The organism is Streptomyces sp. SS1-1 (genome assembly GCF_008973465.1).
Taxonomy (GTDB): domain Bacteria; phylum Actinomycetota; class Actinomycetes; order Streptomycetales; family Streptomycetaceae; genus Streptomyces.
This window is the reverse complement of record NZ_WBXN01000004.1, coordinates 1,812,021-1,827,358: the sequence shown is the minus strand read 5'-3', so window position 1 is coordinate 1,827,358 and position 15,338 is coordinate 1,812,021. Positions and strand designations below refer to the sequence as shown.

Annotated in this window: 20 protein-coding genes; 19 read left to right on the top strand and 1 reads right to left on the bottom strand. The window is 72.3% G+C overall.

Annotated elements, in window-relative coordinates:
- Positions 1–77: 77 nt before the first annotated feature.
- Genes hisD through hisF form a run of 8 tightly spaced genes read left to right on the top strand, consistent with a single transcriptional unit; the run spans position 78 to position 5,783 of the window.
- On the top strand, positions 78–1,403 hold the full coding sequence (gene hisD / locus F8R89_RS09525; RefSeq protein ID WP_151783559.1) for a histidinol dehydrogenase: 1,326 nt from the start codon (positions 78–80) through the stop codon (positions 1,401–1,403).
- Positions 1,400–2,506 (top strand): histidinol-phosphate transaminase, encoded by a 1,107-nt coding sequence (locus tag F8R89_RS09520; protein WP_151783558.1) that lies wholly within the window; start codon positions 1,400–1,402, stop codon positions 2,504–2,506. Before hisD ends, F8R89_RS09520 begins: the two co-directional genes overlap by 4 nt.
- The gene (hisB, locus tag F8R89_RS09515) at positions 2,503–3,096 is read left to right on the top strand and encodes an imidazoleglycerol-phosphate dehydratase HisB (RefSeq protein WP_031483403.1); all 594 of its coding nucleotides are present in this window, start codon (positions 2,503–2,505) and stop codon (positions 3,094–3,096) included. The genes F8R89_RS09520 and hisB overlap by 4 nt, the downstream gene beginning before the upstream one ends.
- Before the next feature lie 4 nt (positions 3,097–3,100).
- On the top strand, positions 3,101–3,265 hold the full coding sequence (locus F8R89_RS36155; RefSeq protein ID WP_192806080.1) for a hypothetical protein: 165 nt from the start codon (positions 3,101–3,103) through the stop codon (positions 3,263–3,265).
- A complete protein-coding gene (hisH, locus tag F8R89_RS09510; RefSeq protein ID WP_383654879.1) occupies positions 3,262–3,900 on the top strand; it encodes an imidazole glycerol phosphate synthase subunit HisH in 639 nt (212 codons plus the stop codon). Before F8R89_RS36155 ends, hisH begins: the two co-directional genes overlap by 4 nt.
- A gap of 4 nt (positions 3,901–3,904) precedes the next feature.
- The gene (gene priA, locus F8R89_RS09505; protein ID WP_151783556.1) at positions 3,905–4,630 is read left to right on the top strand and encodes a bifunctional 1-(5-phosphoribosyl)-5-((5-phosphoribosylamino)methylideneamino)imidazole-4-carboxamide isomerase/phosphoribosylanthranilate isomerase PriA; all 726 of its coding nucleotides are present in this window, start codon (positions 3,905–3,907) and stop codon (positions 4,628–4,630) included.
- Positions 4,627–5,031, top strand: a complete 405-nt coding sequence (locus tag F8R89_RS09500; protein ID WP_151783555.1) for a RidA family protein — start codon at positions 4,627–4,629, stop codon at positions 5,029–5,031. The genes priA and F8R89_RS09500 overlap by 4 nt, the downstream gene beginning before the upstream one ends.
- Positions 5,028–5,783, top strand: a complete 756-nt coding sequence (hisF, locus tag F8R89_RS09495; protein ID WP_151783554.1) for an imidazole glycerol phosphate synthase subunit HisF — start codon at positions 5,028–5,030, stop codon at positions 5,781–5,783. Before F8R89_RS09500 ends, hisF begins: the two co-directional genes overlap by 4 nt.
- Before the next feature lie 16 nt (positions 5,784–5,799).
- On the opposite strand, the gene F8R89_RS09490 is transcribed toward hisF, so the two are convergent.
- Positions 5,800–6,435, bottom strand: a complete 636-nt coding sequence (locus F8R89_RS09490; RefSeq protein ID WP_151783553.1) for a TIGR03085 family metal-binding protein — start codon at positions 6,433–6,435, stop codon at positions 5,800–5,802.
- An 83-nt stretch (positions 6,436–6,518) separates the two neighbouring features.
- On the opposite strand from F8R89_RS09490, the gene hisI reads away from it, so the two are divergent.
- From hisI to lgt, 11 genes are all read left to right on the top strand, one after another.
- The gene (gene hisI, locus F8R89_RS09485; RefSeq protein ID WP_151783552.1) at positions 6,519–6,917 is read left to right on the top strand and encodes a phosphoribosyl-AMP cyclohydrolase; all 399 of its coding nucleotides are present in this window, start codon (positions 6,519–6,521) and stop codon (positions 6,915–6,917) included.
- Between the two features lie 11 nt (positions 6,918–6,928).
- Positions 6,929–8,404, top strand: a complete 1,476-nt coding sequence (locus tag F8R89_RS09480; protein ID WP_151783551.1) for an anthranilate synthase component I — start codon at positions 6,929–6,931, stop codon at positions 8,402–8,404.
- A 71-nt stretch (positions 8,405–8,475) separates the two neighbouring features.
- Positions 8,476–9,117 (top strand): TIGR02234 family membrane protein, encoded by a 642-nt coding sequence (locus tag F8R89_RS09475; protein WP_151783550.1) that lies wholly within the window; start codon positions 8,476–8,478, stop codon positions 9,115–9,117.
- 110 nt (positions 9,118–9,227) lie between these two features.
- The gene (locus tag F8R89_RS09470; protein ID WP_055621577.1) at positions 9,228–9,479 is read left to right on the top strand and encodes an HGxxPAAW family protein; all 252 of its coding nucleotides are present in this window, start codon (positions 9,228–9,230) and stop codon (positions 9,477–9,479) included.
- A gap of 78 nt (positions 9,480–9,557) precedes the next feature.
- Entirely contained in the window at positions 9,558–10,004 is a 447-nt protein-coding gene (locus tag F8R89_RS09465) for a DUF2752 domain-containing protein (protein ID WP_151783549.1), read from the top strand.
- A gap of 135 nt (positions 10,005–10,139) precedes the next feature.
- Positions 10,140–10,949, top strand: a complete 810-nt coding sequence (gene trpC / locus F8R89_RS09460; protein WP_151783548.1) for an indole-3-glycerol phosphate synthase TrpC — start codon at positions 10,140–10,142, stop codon at positions 10,947–10,949.
- A gap of 21 nt (positions 10,950–10,970) precedes the next feature.
- Positions 10,971–11,138, top strand: a complete 168-nt coding sequence (gene trpM, locus F8R89_RS36150; RefSeq protein ID WP_192806078.1) for a tryptophan biosynthesis modulator TrpM — start codon at positions 10,971–10,973, stop codon at positions 11,136–11,138.
- Between the two features lie 89 nt (positions 11,139–11,227).
- The gene (trpB, locus tag F8R89_RS09455) at positions 11,228–12,517 is read left to right on the top strand and encodes a tryptophan synthase subunit beta (RefSeq protein WP_151783547.1); all 1,290 of its coding nucleotides are present in this window, start codon (positions 11,228–11,230) and stop codon (positions 12,515–12,517) included.
- Complete coding sequence (gene trpA / locus F8R89_RS09450) at positions 12,514–13,332, top strand: tryptophan synthase subunit alpha (RefSeq protein ID WP_151783546.1); 819 nt, start codon at positions 12,514–12,516, stop codon at positions 13,330–13,332. The genes trpB and trpA overlap by 4 nt, the downstream gene beginning before the upstream one ends.
- A gap of 121 nt (positions 13,333–13,453) precedes the next feature.
- Entirely contained in the window at positions 13,454–14,227 is a 774-nt protein-coding gene (locus tag F8R89_RS09445; protein WP_192806077.1) for a DsbA family protein, read from the top strand.
- 86 nt (positions 14,228–14,313) lie between these two features.
- Complete coding sequence (gene lgt / locus F8R89_RS09440; protein WP_151783544.1) at positions 14,314–15,312, top strand: prolipoprotein diacylglyceryl transferase; 999 nt, start codon at positions 14,314–14,316, stop codon at positions 15,310–15,312.
- The last annotated feature ends 26 nt before the right edge of the window (positions 15,313–15,338 follow it).

Below are 15,338 nucleotides of genomic sequence, written 5' to 3'. Positions count from 1 at the left end.
CGGGTTCCCGGGACGGTCTGTATCAGCCATTGATACGCGTCCCCGGCGCCGGACGCGGGTCTGAGAGAATTGGGTACGTGATCTCCCGAATCGATCTGCGCGGCGACGCCCTCCCCGAGGGCCCCGCCCTGCGCGACCTGCTGCCCCGAGCCGACTTCGATGTTCAGGCCGCCCTGGAGAAGGTGCGTCCGATCTGCGAGGCCGTGCATCATCGGGGCGACGCGGCGCTGATCGACTTCGCCGAGAAGTTCGACGGGGTCAGGCTCGACCAGGTGCGGGTCCCCGCCGAGGCCCTGGAGAAGGCCCTCGCGGAGCTCGACCCGGCCGTGCGCGCGGCCCTGGAGGAGTCCATCCGCCGCGCCCGGCTCGTCCACCGCGAGCAGCGCCGCACCGCGCACACCACCCAGGTCGTCCCCGGCGGCTCGGTCACCGAGAAGTGGGTGCCCGTCGACCGCGTCGGCCTGTACGCGCCCGGCGGCCGCTCGGTCTACCCGTCGTCCGTGATCATGAACGTCGTCCCGGCCCAGGAGGCCGGCGTCGAGTCGATCGCGCTCGCCTCCCCGGCCCAGGCCGAGTTCGGCGGACTCCCGCACCCCACGATCCTCGCCGCCTGCGCGCTGCTCGGCGTCGACGAGGTGTACGCCGCCGGCGGCGCCACCGCCGTCGCGATGTTCGCGTACGGCACCGAGTCCTGCCCGCCCGCCAACATGGTCACCGGCCCCGGCAACATCTGGGTCGCCGCCGCCAAGCGCTACTTCACCGGCAAGATCGGCATCGACGCCGAGGCCGGCCCCACCGAGATCGCGGTCCTCGCGGACTCCACGGCCGACCCGGTGCACGTCGCCTCCGACCTGATCAGCCAGGCCGAGCACGACCCGCTGGCCGCCGCCGTCCTCGTCACCGACTCCGTGGAGCTCGCGGACGCGGTGGAGAAGGAGCTGGAGCCGCAGGTCGCGGCCACCCGGCACATCGACGACCGGATCGTGCCCGCCCTGAAGGGCAAGCAGTCCGCGATCGTCCTCGTCGACGGCGTCGACGAGGGCCTGCGCGTCGTCGACGCGTACGGCGCCGAGCACCTGGAGATCCAGACGGCCGACGCCGCCGCCGTCGCGGACCGGGTACGCAACGCGGGCGCGATCTTCATCGGCCCCTGGGCGCCGGTCTCCCTCGGCGACTACGCCGCCGGTTCCAACCACGTCCTGCCCACCGGCGGCTGCGCCTGCCACTCCTCCGGGCTGTCCGTCCAGTCCTTCCTGCGCGGCATCCACATCGTGGACTACACCCGCGACGCGCTCGCCGAGGTCGCGCATCACGTGGTGACGCTCGCGGAGGCGGAGGATCTGCCGGCCCACGGCGCGGCGATCAAGGCACGGTTCGGCTGGAAGGTACCCGAGAGCAAGTGACCCGCATCGACGACCTGCCCGTCCGGGACGAGCTGCGCGGCAAGTCCCCCTACGGAGCGCCCCAGCTGGACGTCCCCGTCCGGCTCAACACCAACGAGAACCCCTACCCGCTGCCCGAGGCCCTGGTCGAGCGGATCGCCGAGCGCGTCCGCGAGGCCGCCCGCGACCTCAACCGCTACCCCGACCGGGACGCGGTCGAGCTGCGCACCCGCCTCGCCGCCTACCTGACCGAGACCTCCGGCCACCCGGTGGGCCTCGCCAACGTGTGGGCGGCCAACGGCTCCAACGAGGTCATCCAGCAGCTGCTGCAGACCTTCGGCGGCCCCGGCCGTACCGCGATCGGCTTCGAGCCGTCGTACTCGATGCACGGGCTCATCGCGCGCGGCACCGGCACCGGCTGGATCTCCGGCCCGCGCGACGACGACTTCACCATCGACCTCGCCGCCGCCGAGAAGGCCATCGCCGAGCACCGGCCCGACGTCGTCTTCATCACCACCCCCAACAACCCCACCGGCAACGCGGTCCCGCCCGAGACCGTCCTCGCCCTGTACGAGGCCGCGCAGGCGGCGAAGCCGTCGATCGTCGTCGTCGACGAGGCGTACGTCGAGTTCAGCCACGGCGACTCGCTGCTGCCGCTGCTCGACGGACGGCCCCACCTCGTCGTCTCCCGGACCATGTCCAAGGCGTTCGGCGCGGCGGGCCTGCGCCTCGGCTACCTCGCCGCCGACCCGGCCGTGGTCGACGCCGTCCAGCTCGTCCGGCTGCCGTACCACCTGTCGGCCGTCACCCAGGCGACCGCCCTGGCCGCCCTGGAGCACACCGGCACGCTGCTCAAGTACGTCGAGCAGCTGAAGGCCGAACGCGACCGGCTCGTCACCGAACTGCGCGCCATCGGCTACGAGGTCACCGCCTCGGACGCCAACTTCGTGCAGTTCGGACGGTTCGACGACGCCCACGCCGTCTGGCAGAAGATCCTCGACCGGGGCGTCCTGGTCCGGGACAACGGCGTACCCGGCTGGCTGCGGGTCACCGCCGGCACCCCCGAAGAGAACGACGCGTTCCTCGACGCGGTCCGTGAACTGAAGAAGGAGCAGAGCGCATGAACCGCGTAGGACGCATAGAGCGGGTGACGAAGGAGACGTCGGTCCTCGTCGAGATCGACCTCGACGGATCCGGCAAGGTCGACGTGGCGACCGGCGTCGGCTTCTACGACCACATGCTCGACCAGCTCGGCCGGCACGGCCTGTTCGACCTCACGGTCAAGACCGAGGGCGACCTGCACATCGACTCCCACCACACCATCGAGGACACCGCCCTCGCGCTGGGCGCCGCCTTCAAGCAGGCCCTCGGCGACAAGGTGGGCATCTACCGCTTCGGCAACTGCACGGTCCCGCTGGACGAGTCCCTCGCCCAGGTCACCGTCGACCTCTCCGGCCGCCCCTACCTCGTGCACACCGAGCCCGAGAACATGGCGCCGATGATCGGCGAGTACGACACCACGATGACCCGGCACATCCTGGAGTCCTTCGTGGCGCAGGCGCAGATCGCCCTGCACGTGCACGTGCCCTACGGCCGCAACGCCCACCACATCGTGGAGTGCCAGTTCAAGGCCCTCGCCCGCGCCCTGCGCTACGCCTCCGAGCGCGACCCGCGCGCGGCCGGCATCCTGCCGTCGACGAAGGGCGCGCTGTAACCCCATGAACGGGCTGTCCACCATCCTGATCGTCGTCGGCCTCTTCCTGGTCGGCGGCATCATCTCCTTCGCCAAGCAGCAGATGCCCAAGAGCCTCATCGTGCTGCTCTCCATCAGTGCCGCGCTGTGCCTTCTCGCCGGCGTCTTGAGGCTGGAGGTGTGGAATTGACCAGCAAGAACGTCGTGGTCTTCGACTACGGCTTCGGCAACGTACGCTCCGCCGAGCGGGCCCTCGCCCGCGCCGGGGCGAACGTCGAGATCACCCGTGACTTCGACAAGGCCATGAACGCCGACGGGCTGCTCGTGCCCGGCGTCGGCGCCTTCGCCGCCTGTATGCAGGGGCTCACCGACGCGCGCGGCGACTGGATCATCGACCGGCGGCTGTCCGGCGGACGCCCCGTCATGGGCATCTGCGTCGGCATGCAGATCCTCTTCGCGCGCGGCATCGAGCACGGTGTCGAGGCCGAGGGCCTGGGCGAGTGGCCGGGCTCCGTCGAGCCGCTGCAGGCCGACATCGTGCCCCACATGGGCTGGAACACCGTCGAGGCGGCGGGCGGCAGCGAGCTGTTCGCCGGCCTGGACGCCGACGCGCGTTTCTACTTCGTGCACTCCTACGCCGTGCACGACTGGAGCTTCCAGACCGAGAACCCGCTGATGACCGCCCCCAAGGTCACCTGGTCGACGCACGGGAAGCCGTTCGTGGCCGCCGTGGAGAACGGCGCCCTGTGGGCCACGCAGTTCCACCCCGAGAAGTCCGGCGACGCCGGTGCCCAGCTCCTCACCAACTGGATCGGAAGCCTGTAGAGACATGGCCAAGCTCGAACTCCTCCCCGCCGTCGACGTCCGCGACGGCCAGGCCGTCCGCCTCGTGCACGGCGAGTCCGGCACCGAGACCTCCTACGGCTCCCCGCTGGAGGCCGCCCTCGCCTGGCAGCGCTCCGGCGCCGAGTGGCTGCACCTGGTCGACCTGGACGCCGCGTTCGGCACCGGCGACAACCGTGAGCTGATCGCCGAGGTCGCCCGGGCCATGGACATCAAGGTCGAGCTGTCCGGCGGCATCCGCGACGACGACACCCTCGCCGCCGCGCTCGCCACCGGCTGCACCCGCGTCAACCTCGGCACGGCCGCCCTGGAGAGCCCCGCGTGGGTCGCCAAGGTCATCGCCGAGCACGGCGACAAGATCGCCGTCGGCCTGGACGTCCGCGGCACCACGCTGCGCGGCCGCGGCTGGACCCGCGACGGCGGCGACCTCTACGAGACGCTGGAGCGCCTGAACAAGGAGGGCTGCGCCCGGTACGTCGTCACCGACATCGCCAAGGACGGCACGCTCCAGGGCCCCAACCTGGAGCTGCTGAAGAACGTCTGCGCGGCCACCGACCGGCCCGTCGTCGCCTCCGGCGGCGTGTCCTCCCTGGACGACCTGCGGGCCATCGCCGAGCTCGTCCCGCTCGGCGTCGAGGGCTCCATCGTCGGCAAGGCGCTGTACGCGAAGGCGTTCACGCTGGAGGAGGCGCTGGAGGCCGTGGCGTCATGACGTCCGAGCCCGTGCGGCGCGTGCAGAGCGGAAGCCCCTGGGAGGAGCCCTTCGGATTCGCGCGCGCCGTCGCGGCCGGCGACCGCGTCCTGGTGGGCGGCACCACCGCCTTCCGGGGACCGGTCCTGTACGGGGAGGGCGACCCGTACGAGCAGGCCAAGGCGGCCTTCACCGGCGCGCTGGAGGCGATCGCCGCGTTCGGGCTCGGCCCCGAGTCGGTCGTCCGCACCCGGATGTATCTGAGCCACATGCGGGACGTCGACGAGGTGGGCCGCGCCCACAAGGAGATCTTCGACCAGGTGCGCCCCGTCACGACCCTGCTGGTCGTGGAGGGGTTCGTCGACCCGCGCATCCTGGTCGAAGTGGAGCTAGAGGCATACAGAGGAGCCGTGGATCAATGACCCTGGCGGTCCGAGTCATCCCCTGCCTGGACGTGGACAACGGCCGGGTCGTCAAGGGCGTCAACTTCCAGAACCTGCGCGACGCGGGCGACCCCGTCGAGATGGCCAAGGTGTACGACGCCGAGGGCGCCGACGAACTGACGTTCCTGGACATCACCGCCTCCTCGGGCAACCGGGAGACGACCTACGACGTGGTGCGCCGCACCGCCGAGCAGGTGTTCATCCCGCTGACCGTCGGCGGCGGCGTCCGCACCGCCGAGGACGTGGACAAGCTGCTGCGCGCCGGCGCGGACAAGGTGGGCGTGAACACGGCCGCCATCGCCCGCCCGGACCTCATCCGGGAGATCGCCGAGCGCTTCGGCCGGCAGGTCCTGGTCCTCTCGGTGGACGCCCGCCGCACCCCCGAGGGCACCTTCGAGGTCACCACGCACGGCGGCCGCAAGGGCACCGGCATCGACGCCGTCGAATGGGCGCACCAGGCCGCCGAGCTGGGCGCCGGCGAGATACTGCTGAACTCGATGGACGCCGACGGCACCAAGGACGGCTACGACCTGGAGATGATCCGGGCCGTGCGCAAGCACGTCACGATCCCGGTGATCGCCTCCGGCGGCGCCGGAAAGCTCGCCGACTTCACCCCGGCCGTCGAGGCCGGCGCCGACGCGGTCCTGGCGGCGTCGGTGTTCCACTTCGGCGACCTCAGGATCGGCCAGGTCAAGGACGCGCTGCGCGGCGCCGGGCACCCGGTGCGCTGACCCGGCGTCCCAGGCGTCAGATCCCGAGCTGCTTCGTCTCGTGCAGCTTGGCGATCGCGTCCTTGTCGCCGTCCAGCTCCACCTTCGCCGCGCCCTGCCGGCCGTAGGCGAACAGCAGCAGCTCGGACGGGTCGCCGGTCACCGTCACCACCGGCGTGCCCCGGTGGGCGACGACCGTCTGGCCGTCCGGGCGGCGCAGCACCAGACCCGTCGGGGCGCCCCGGCCCATCAGCCGGGCGGCGCGCTCCAGACGGGACCACAGGGCGTCCTGGAAGACCGGGTCCAGCTCGCGGGGCGTCCAGTCCGGCTGGGCCCGGCGGACGTCCTCCGTGTGGACGTAGAACTCGATGGTGTTCGACGCCTCGTCGATCTGCTTGAGCTGGAAGGGCGAGAAACGCGGCGGGCCCGTCCGGATGAGCTGGATCAGCTCCTCGTACGGCTTCGCCGCGAACTCCTCCATCGCCTTGTCCAGGCGCGGGCCCAACTGCTTGATCAGCATGGCGGCGGCCGCGTCGGGACGGCGCTCGCGCACCACCACGTGCGCGGCGAGATCACGGGTGCGCCAGCCCTCGCAGAGCGTCGGGGCCTCGGGGCCCTCGGCCTCCAAGAGGTCGGCGAGGAGGAGTCGTTCACGCTGTGCGAAGGTCGACATGCTGTCAGCCTACGACCGCGTACCGGGTCCGCCCAGTGGACGCCCGCCCGGAGCAGCCCGCCGCGCGCGGCACAATGGCAGGCATGACCACCAGCACGCCCCGCACGCCCAGTGCGCTGGACCCCGAGATCGCCGCACGCCTCAAGCGCAGCGCCGACGGACTCCTGCCCGCCATCGCCCAGCAGTACGACACCCGCGAGGTGCTGATGCTCGGCTGGATGGACGACGAGGCGCTGCATCGCACGCTCACCACCGGCCGCTGCACCTACTGGTCGCGCAGCCGTCAGGAGTACTGGGTCAAGGGCGACACCTCCGGTCACGTCCAGTGGGTGAAGTCGGTCGCCCTGGACTGCGACGCCGACACGCTGCTCGTCCTGGTCGACCAGGTCGGCGCCGCCTGCCACACCGGGGCCCGGACCTGCTTCGACGCGGACGTCCTCCTCGGCGACGCCGCCACCGCCGCGCCCGCCGCGGATCAGTAGGGTCGGCCGCCATGGACCTCGAGACGTTCCGCAAGCTGGCCACCGACCGACGGGTCATCCCGGTCACCCGCAAACTCCTCGCCGACGGCGACACCCCGGTCGCCCTCTACCGCAAACTGGCCGCCGAACGCCCCGGCACCTTCCTTCTGGAGTCCGCGGAGAACGGCCGCTCCTGGTCCCGGTACTCCTTCGTCGGCGTGCGCTCCGCCGCCACGCTCACCGAGCGGGACGGCTCGACCCACTGGCTCGGCACACCGCCGGTCGGCGTCCCCGTGGACGGCGACCCGCTCGCCGCGCTGCGCGCCACCGTCGAGACCCTGCACACCCCCCACCAGGAGGGCCTGCCGCCCTTCACCGGCGGCATGGTCGGCTACCTCGGCTACGACATCGTGCGCCGCCTGGAGAAGATCGGCCCCGGCGAACGCGACGACCTGCGGCTGCCCGAGCTGACCATGCTCCTCACCAGCGACCTCGCCGTCATGGACCACTGGGAGGGCTCGGTCCTGCTGATCGCCAACGCGATCAACCACAACGACCTCGACACCGGCGTCGACGAGGCGTACGCCGACGCCGTCGCCCGCCTCGACGCCATGCAGGCCGACCTCGTCCGCCCGGTCGCCCAGCCGCCCGCCGTCCTGCCGCCCTCCGAACTGCCCGAGTACACCGCGCTGTGGGGCGGCGAGGACTTCCAGGCCGCCGTCGAGGACATCAAGGAGCGCATCCGGGCCGGCGAGGCGTTCCAGGTCGTGCCCTCCCAGCGCTTCGAGACGCCGTGCACCGCGAGCGCCCTCGACGTCTACCGGGTGCTCCGGGCGACCAACCCGTCGCCGTACATGTACCTGTTCCGCTTCGACGGGTTCGACGTCGTCGGCTCCTCGCCGGAAGCCCTCGTGAAGGTCGAGGACGGCCGGGCCATGGTCCACCCGATCGCCGGGACCCGGTGGCGCGGGGCGACCCCGCAGGAGGACCAGGCCCTCGCCGACGAGCTGCTCGCCGACCCCAAGGAGCGCGCCGAGCACCTCATGCTGGTCGACCTGGGACGCAACGACCTCGGACGGGTCTGCGAGCCCGGTTCCGTCGAGGTCGTCGACTTCATGTCCGTCGAGCGCTACTCCCACGTCATGCACATCGTCTCCACGGTCACCGGCAGGGTCGCCGAGGGCCGTACCGCCTTCGACGTGCTGACGGCCTGCTTCCCGGCCGGCACCCTCTCCGGCGCGCCCAAGCCCCGCGCGATGCAGATCATCGACGAACTCGAACCGTCCCGGCGCGGCCTGTACGGCGGCTGCGTCGGCTACCTCGACTTCGCCGGCGACTCCGACACCGCCATCGCCATCCGTACGGCCCTGCTGCGCGACGGCACCGCCTACGTCCAGGCCGGCGCGGGCATCGTCGCCGACTCCGACCCGGTCGCCGAGGACACCGAGTGCCGCAACAAGGCGGCCGCCGTCCTGCGCGCCGTCCACACCGCGAACCGGCTGTCCTGACCTCTCCGGACGGCCACGTGGCGTCAGTCACCCGAACCCCGGGTCACCGTTCGGGCCGGGTTCGGGTGATAGTGGAGTACGTGACTGCTGTTCCTCATCCCCGTTCCGAAGCCCCGGGCCCCGCCCGCGCGGGCCGTCTGAGTCTGGCCCTCGCCCTGCTGAGCGGGGCGCTCGGCGCGGCCGTGGCCCTGCTCGCCACCCGGCAGCGCTGGTCGGAGGGCACCGCCGCGGTGGCCGGCGGCTCCTTCCCCCTCACCGCCAAGGGCAGCGACGTCACCGGGGTCCCCGCGGCCCTGGCGATAGTCGGGCTCGCCGCGCTCGTCGCCGTCTTCGCCGTGCGCCGCGCCGGCCGCGTCCTGGTCGCCGCCCTGCTCGCGCTGTCCGGCGCCGGCACGGTCGCCGCCGCCCTGCTGGGCGCCTCCGACAGCTCCGCCCTCGACGAGCAGGCCGCGCGGGCCTCCGGCGACACCGCCGCCACCGTCGCGTCCCTCACCCACACCGCCTGGCCGTACGCCGCCGCGGCCGGCGGCGCCCTGATCCTGCTCGCCGGGCTCCTCGCCCTGCGCTACGGCCGGATCTGGCCCGGCATGTCCGGCCGCTACGAACGCGACGGCACCCCGCGCCCGCGCCGCGCGGCCCGCCCCGCCGACCCCGACCGTCCCGAGGAGATCTGGAAGGCGCTCGACCGGGGCGAGGACCCCACGGGAGCCTGACGTCCGCGGCCGCGACCCCCGGTGACCGCACGCGCGCGCGTGCGGGACAATGACGGGGAGCGACCGGCTCACCCCACGTACGACACGTACACGGCAACGAGGAGCAAGCAATGGCGGGCAGCAGCCACGGTCACACTTTGGCCGCCTGGACCGGTGTCACGATCGCCTTCATCGGTTTCTGCGTGGCGGGCGCCTTCATGGTGATGGCCCAGCCCGCGGGCTTCTGGGCCGGTATGGGCGTCGTGATCCTCGGCGGCATCGTCGGCTGGGTCATGAGCGCCATGGGACTCGGCCAGCCCAAGGACGCCCACGAGCCGCACCTCACCACCGAGGAGCGCCAGGCGGCCGGCGCCAAGGGCTGACCACCGCGTGACGCACCGAGGGGCGACCCGGCACCGATGGAGTGCCCGGGGGCGCCCCTCACGCCTGTCCGGGGCACAATGCTCGACGTGGACACCGACAGCCGCGGGACGCCGGCGACCGGCGCGGGCGCCCTCGCCCGCCGCGTCGCCGTCCCGGTGGGCGTGCTCGCGGCCGTCGCCGGGGCCTTCGCCTACGTCGGCGCGGTCGACCCGAACGAACCGGGCCACTACCCGGCCTGCCCCCTCCTGGAGTACACCGGGATCTTCTGCCCGGGCTGCGGCGGGCTGCGCGGCGCGCACGCCCTCGTGCACGGCGACCTCGCGGCCGCCCTCCAGGACAACGCGCTCGCCGTGGCCGGCTACGCGCTCCTCGCCGTGCTGTGGACCGTCTGGGTGATCCGGTCCGTCCGGGGCCGTCCGCTGCGGATCGATCTCGCCCCGGCGCACCTGTGGGCGGTCGGCGCCCTGACCCTGCTCTTCACCGTTGTCCGGAACTCGCCGTTCGGTGGCCGACTGCATCCTTGATCAACCGACGGAGGTCCAGGTACTGGGACCGGCGTCAACCGGATGCGAGGGCTCGGCCCACCTCCGGATACCATCGCAGTGACCATCGGTTTTGAACCGCTTTCTCAGCCAACCGTCTGGAAGGGGGCCGCTCGCGTGAGTGTGCTCGACGAGATCATCGACGGAGTCCGTGCCGACCTCGCGGAGCGGCAGGCGCGCGTCAGCCTCGACGAGCTCAAGGAGCGCGCGGCGAAGGCCCCCGCGGCGAAGGACGGTGTCGCGGCGCTCCGCGGCGACGGCGTCAAGGTCATCTGCGAGGTCAAGCGCTCCAGCCCGTCCAAGGGCGCGCTGGCCGCGATCGCCGACCCGGCCGGGCTCGCCGCCGACTACGAGGCGGGCGGCGCCGCCGTCATCTCCGTCCTCACCGAGCAGCGCCGCTTCGGCGGCTCGCTGGCCGACCTGGAGGCCGTCCGCGCCAAGGTCGACATCCCCGTGCTGCGCAAGGACTTCATCGTCACGTCGTACCAGCTGTGGGAGGCCCGCGCGTACGGCGCCGACCTCGCGCTGCTGATCGTCGCGGCCCTCGAGCAGTCCGCCCTGGAGTCCCTGATCGAGCGCGCCGAGTCCATCGGGCTCACCCCGCTCGTCGAGGTCCACGACGAGGACGAGGTCGACCGCGCGGTCGACGCCGGCGCCAGGATCATCGGTGTCAACGCCCGCAACCTGAAGACCCTCGAGGTCGACCGGGGCACCTTCGAGCGCGTCGCGCCCGAGATCCCGGACACCCTCGTCAAGGTCGCCGAGTCCGGCGTCCGCGGCCCGCACGACCTCATCGCGTACGCCAACTCCGGCGCCGACGCGGTCCTGGTCGGCGAGTCCCTGGTCACCGGCAAGGACCCGAAGACCGCGGTCTCCGACCTGGTGGCGGCCGGCGAGCACCCGGCGCTGCGGCACGGCCGCGGCTGAGCCCCGGTTAGAATCGCCCCGATGACGCCCACGACCACCACCACGGACCGGTACGCCCGCCTCGCGCGCGGCTGCCGCCCCCGTGGCTGCCGCGCCCCCGCCCGCCGGGTGCACGGCCGTCGTGTGCGCTACGTCATCGGGGACGAGCCCGGGCAGGTCAACGGGCGGCGATGGCAGCGCCCCTCTTAGGGGCGCGGGGCTCCTGCCCGCAGTCAGGTGATCACCCCCGCCCCACGGCGAATCGTGTTTTCCATCAACACTCACCGTGAGGTACACGCATGCCCAGCGACTTCTTCATCCCCGACCCCGAGGGTCAAATCCCGTCACCCGAGGGGTACTTCGGCGCGTTCGGCGGCAAGTTCATCCCGGAGGCCCTCGTCGCCGCCGTGGACGAGGTGGCCGTCGAGTACGACAAGGCCAAGCACGACCCCGAGTTCGCCCGTGAGCTCGACGACCTGCTGGTGAACTACACCGGCCGGCCCAGCGCGCTCACCGAGGTCCCGCGGTTCGCCGCGGAGGCCGGCGGTGCCCGTGTCTTCCTCAAGCGCGAGGACCTCAACCACACCGGCTCGCACAAGATCAACAACGTGCTCGGCCAGGCCCTGCTCACCAAGCGCATGGGCAAGACCCGGGTCATCGCCGAGACCGGCGCGGGCCAGCACGGCGTCGCGACCGCCACGGCCTGCGCCCTGTTCGGCCTCGACTGCACCATCTACATGGGCGAGATCGACACGCGGCGGCAGGCCCTCAACGTGGCCCGGATGCGCATGCTCGGCGCCGAGGTCATCGCCGTGAAGTCCGGCAGCCGCACCCTGAAGGACGCCATCAACGAGGCGTTCCGCGACTGGGTCGCCAACGTCGACCGCACCCACTACCTGTTCGGCACGGTCGCCGGACCGCACCCCTTCCCCGCCATGGTCCGCGACTTCCACCGGGTCATCGGCGTCGAGGCCCGCCGCCAGATCCTGGAACGCGCCGGACGCCTGCCCGACGCGGCCATCGCCTGCGTCGGCGGCGGCTCCAACGCCATCGGCCTCTTCCACGCCTTCATCCCGGACGCCTCCGTCCGCCTGATCGGCTGCGAACCGGCCGGGCACGGCGTCGAGACCGGCGAGCACGCGGCCACCCTCACCGCCGGCGAGCCCGGCATCCTGCACGGCTCCCGCTCCTACGTCCTCCAGGACGACGAGGGCCAGATCACCGAGCCGTACTCCATCTCGGCCGGCCTGGACTACCCCGGCATCGGCCCGGAGCACTCCTACCTCAAGGACAGCGGACGCGGCGAGTACCGCGCGGTCACCGACGACGCCGCCATGCAGGCCCTGCGCCTGCTGTCGCGCACCGAGGGCATCATCCCGGCCATCGAGAGCGCCCACGCGCTCGCCGGGGCCCTGGAGGTCGGCAGGGAGCTCGGGAAGGACGGGCTGATCGTCGTCAACCTGTCCGGCCGGGGCGACAAGGACATGGACACCGCGGCCCGCTACTTCGGGCTGTACGAGGAGGGCGCCGACGCCGAGGTCCCGGCCGACGCCGCCGACACCGCCGAGATCGAGGGGGACGCCCGATGAGCGGGAACATCCAGCTGCTGTCGGACACCCTCGCGGCCGCCAAGGCGGAGGGCCGGTCCGCGCTGATCGCCTATCTGCCGGCCGGCTTCCCCACCGTGGACGGCGGCATCGCGGCGGTCAAGGCCGCCCTGGAGGGCGGCGCCGACGTCGTCGAGGTCGGCCTGCCGCACAGCGACCCCGTGCTCGACGGCCCGGTCATCCAGACCGCCGACGACATCGCCCTGCGCGGCGGGGTGCGGATCGCCGACGTGATGCGGACCGTCCGCGAGGCCCACGCGGCCACCGGCAAGCCCATCCTCGTCATGACGTACTGGAACCCCATCGACCGCTACGGCGTCGAGCGGTTCACCGCCGAGCTGGCCGAGGCGGGCGGCGCCGGCTGCATCCTGCCCGACCTGCCCGTCCAGGAGTCGGGGCTGTGGAGGGAGCACGCCGACAAGCACGGTCTGGCGACCGTGTTCGTCGTCGCGCCGAGCAGCAGGGACGAGCGGCTGGCCGAGATCACCGCGGCCGGCAGCGGCTTCGTGTACGCCGCCTCCCTGATGGGGGTCACCGGCACCCGCGCGTCCGTCGGCGCGCAGGCGCACGAGCTGGTCGGCCGCACCCGGGCCACCGGCACCGACCTGCCCGTCTGTGTCGGCCTGGGCGTCTCCAACGCGGACCAGGCCGCCGAGGTCGCCGGGTTCGCGGACGGCGTGATCGTCGGCTCCGCCTTCGTCAAGGGGATGCTGGACGCGCCGGACGACGCGGCCGGTGTCGAGGCCGTCCGCGCCCTCGCCGGCGAGCTGGCGCAGGGCGTGCGCCGCAAGGCGTAGCCGGTACCGCGCGCCGGGCGCGGGACATCGTCGGAAGAAGGGCCTTCCGTACGAGTCGCTCGAACGGGTGGACCTGGAACCGGGGAGGCGCGATGCGCCTCCCCGGTTCGTTCCTGCGGTTGTGAGCGAAAAGAATCGAGACGCGAAGCGGACCGCCCGGGAAAAGCTGGCGGCCGAGCGGGAGAAGCAGAAGGCGGCGGACCGGCGGCGCCGCACGCTGATCGTGGGCGCGAGCGTCGTCTGCGTGCTGGGCCTCGCCGCCGTGATCGGCGTCGTCGCGGCCAACGCCGGCAAGGACAGCGGCAGCGACGCCGGGCCGGTCGTCGGCCCCTCCGGCGCCCAGGGCAAGGACGGCCTCGCCATCCCGGTCGGCAAGGCGAGCGCCCCCTCGACGCTCACGGTCTGGGAGGACTTCCGCTGCCCGGCCTGCAAGTCCTTCGAGGACGCCTACCGCTCGACGATCCACGGGCTCACCGACTCCGGCAAGCTCAAGGTCGAGTACCACCTGGCGACGATCATCGACGGCAACATGGGCGGCACCGGCTCCCGCAACGCGGCCAACGCCGCCGCCTGCGCCCAGGACGCCGGGAAGTTCGTCGAGTACCACGACGTGCTGTACCGCAACCAGCCGCCGGAGGCCGACGACGCCTTCGGGAAGAACAGCAAGCTGCTGGAGCTCGCCGCCAAGGTGGACGGCCTGGACACGCCCGCCTTCCGCACCTGCGTCGAGGACGGCACGCACAACAGCTGGGTGACGAAGTCCAACGACGCCTTCAAGGCGGGCGGCTTCAGCGGCACGCCCACGGTCCTGCTGAACGGCAAGAACATCTACCAGGACCAGACGATGACGCCGGCCAAGCTCAAGCAGATGGTGGAGGAGAACGCGAAGGGCTGAGCGCCCGTACGGGCACGGCCTGTTATGGACCCGTAGCCGGGCGGCCCGACATCGGTGCCGCCCGGCAGGGTAGCGTCGACCTTGCCATGGAACTTGCCTACATTCCCAGCCCGTCGCGCGGGGTGATCCACCTCGGTCCCATTCCGCTGCGCGGCTACGCCTTCTGCATCATCATCGGTGTCTTCGTAGCCGTCTGGCTCGGCAACAAGCGCTGGATCGCCCGGGGCGGGCGCGCCGGCACGGTCGCGGACATCGCGGTCTGGGCCGTCCCGTTCGGCCTGGTCGGCGGGCGCCTCTACCACGTGATCACGGACTACGAGCTGTACTTCAGCGAGGGCCGTGACTGGGTGGACGCCTTCAAGATCTGGGAGGGCGGTCTCGGCATCTGGGGCGCGATCGCGCTCGGCGCGCTCGGCGCGTGGATCGGCTGCCGCCGCCGTGGCATCCCGCTCCCCGCGTACGCCGACGCCGTCGCCCCCGGCATCGCCCTCGCGCAGGCCCTCGGCCGCTGGGGCAACTGGTTCAACCAGGAGCTGTACGGCCGCCGCACCGACGTCCCGTGGGCGCTGGAGATCACGTCCTCCACGGACGGGCGGGTGCCGGGCACCTACCATCCGACGTTCCTGTACGAGTCCCTGTGGTGCATCGGCGTCGCCCTGCTGGTGATCTGGGCCGACCGCCGTTTCAAGATGGGCCACGGCCGGGCGTTCGCCCTGTACGTCGCCGCGTACTGCGTCGGCCGGTTCTGGGTCGAGTACATGCGGGTCGACGACGCCCACCACATCCTCGGCCTGCGGCTGAACAACTGGACCGCGCTGCTGGTCTTCCTGCTCGCCGTGCTGTACATCGTGGTGTCGGCGAAGAAGCGGCCCGGGCGGGAACCCGTCGTCGAGCCCGGTGCGGCCGACGGCGACTCGGGCGGCGCGTCCGACGAGAACAAGGCGGAGACCGACGCCGCCACCGAGGACGGGAAGACGTCCGAGGCCGAGTCCAAGACCGGGGCAGAGTCCAAGCCCGAGTCCGAGGACGCGGTCGAGGACACGAAGGAGTCGCGCGACGAGGCCGAGTCGGCCCGCAAGGGCTGACCCGCGAACCGGCACAGCACGAAGGG

Excerpts from the sequence above, each read along its gene's own strand:
- trpB (WP_151783547.1), top strand. The coding sequence starts at position 11,228 with ATGCCCAGCGACTTCTTCATCCCCGACCCCGAGGGTCAAATCCCGTCA.
- hisF (WP_151783554.1), top strand. The coding sequence starts at position 5,028 with ATGACCCTGGCGGTCCGAGTCATCCCCTGCCTGGACGTGGACAACGGC.
- F8R89_RS09480 (WP_151783551.1), top strand. The coding sequence starts at position 6,929 with ATGGACCTCGAGACGTTCCGCAAGCTGGCCACCGACCGACGGGTCATC.
- trpA (WP_151783546.1), top strand. The coding sequence starts at position 12,514 with ATGAGCGGGAACATCCAGCTGCTGTCGGACACCCTCGCGGCCGCCAAG.
- hisB (WP_031483403.1), top strand. The coding sequence starts at position 2,503 with ATGAACCGCGTAGGACGCATAGAGCGGGTGACGAAGGAGACGTCGGTC.
- F8R89_RS09470 (WP_055621577.1), top strand. The coding sequence starts at position 9,228 with ATGGCGGGCAGCAGCCACGGTCACACTTTGGCCGCCTGGACCGGTGTC.
- F8R89_RS36155 (WP_192806080.1), top strand. The coding sequence starts at position 3,101 with ATGAACGGGCTGTCCACCATCCTGATCGTCGTCGGCCTCTTCCTGGTC.
- F8R89_RS09465 (WP_151783549.1), top strand. The coding sequence starts at position 9,558 with ATGCTCGACGTGGACACCGACAGCCGCGGGACGCCGGCGACCGGCGCG.
- F8R89_RS09500 (WP_151783555.1), top strand. The coding sequence starts at position 4,627 with ATGACGTCCGAGCCCGTGCGGCGCGTGCAGAGCGGAAGCCCCTGGGAG.
- trpM (WP_192806078.1), top strand. The coding sequence starts at position 10,971 with ATGACGCCCACGACCACCACCACGGACCGGTACGCCCGCCTCGCGCGC.
- priA (WP_151783556.1), top strand. The coding sequence starts at position 3,905 with ATGGCCAAGCTCGAACTCCTCCCCGCCGTCGACGTCCGCGACGGCCAG.
- F8R89_RS09490 (WP_151783553.1), bottom strand. The coding sequence starts at position 6,435 with ATGTCGACCTTCGCACAGCGTGAACGACTCCTCCTCGCCGACCTCTTG.
- lgt (WP_151783544.1), top strand. The coding sequence starts at position 14,314 with ATGGAACTTGCCTACATTCCCAGCCCGTCGCGCGGGGTGATCCACCTC.
- hisI (WP_151783552.1), top strand. The coding sequence starts at position 6,519 with ATGACCACCAGCACGCCCCGCACGCCCAGTGCGCTGGACCCCGAGATC.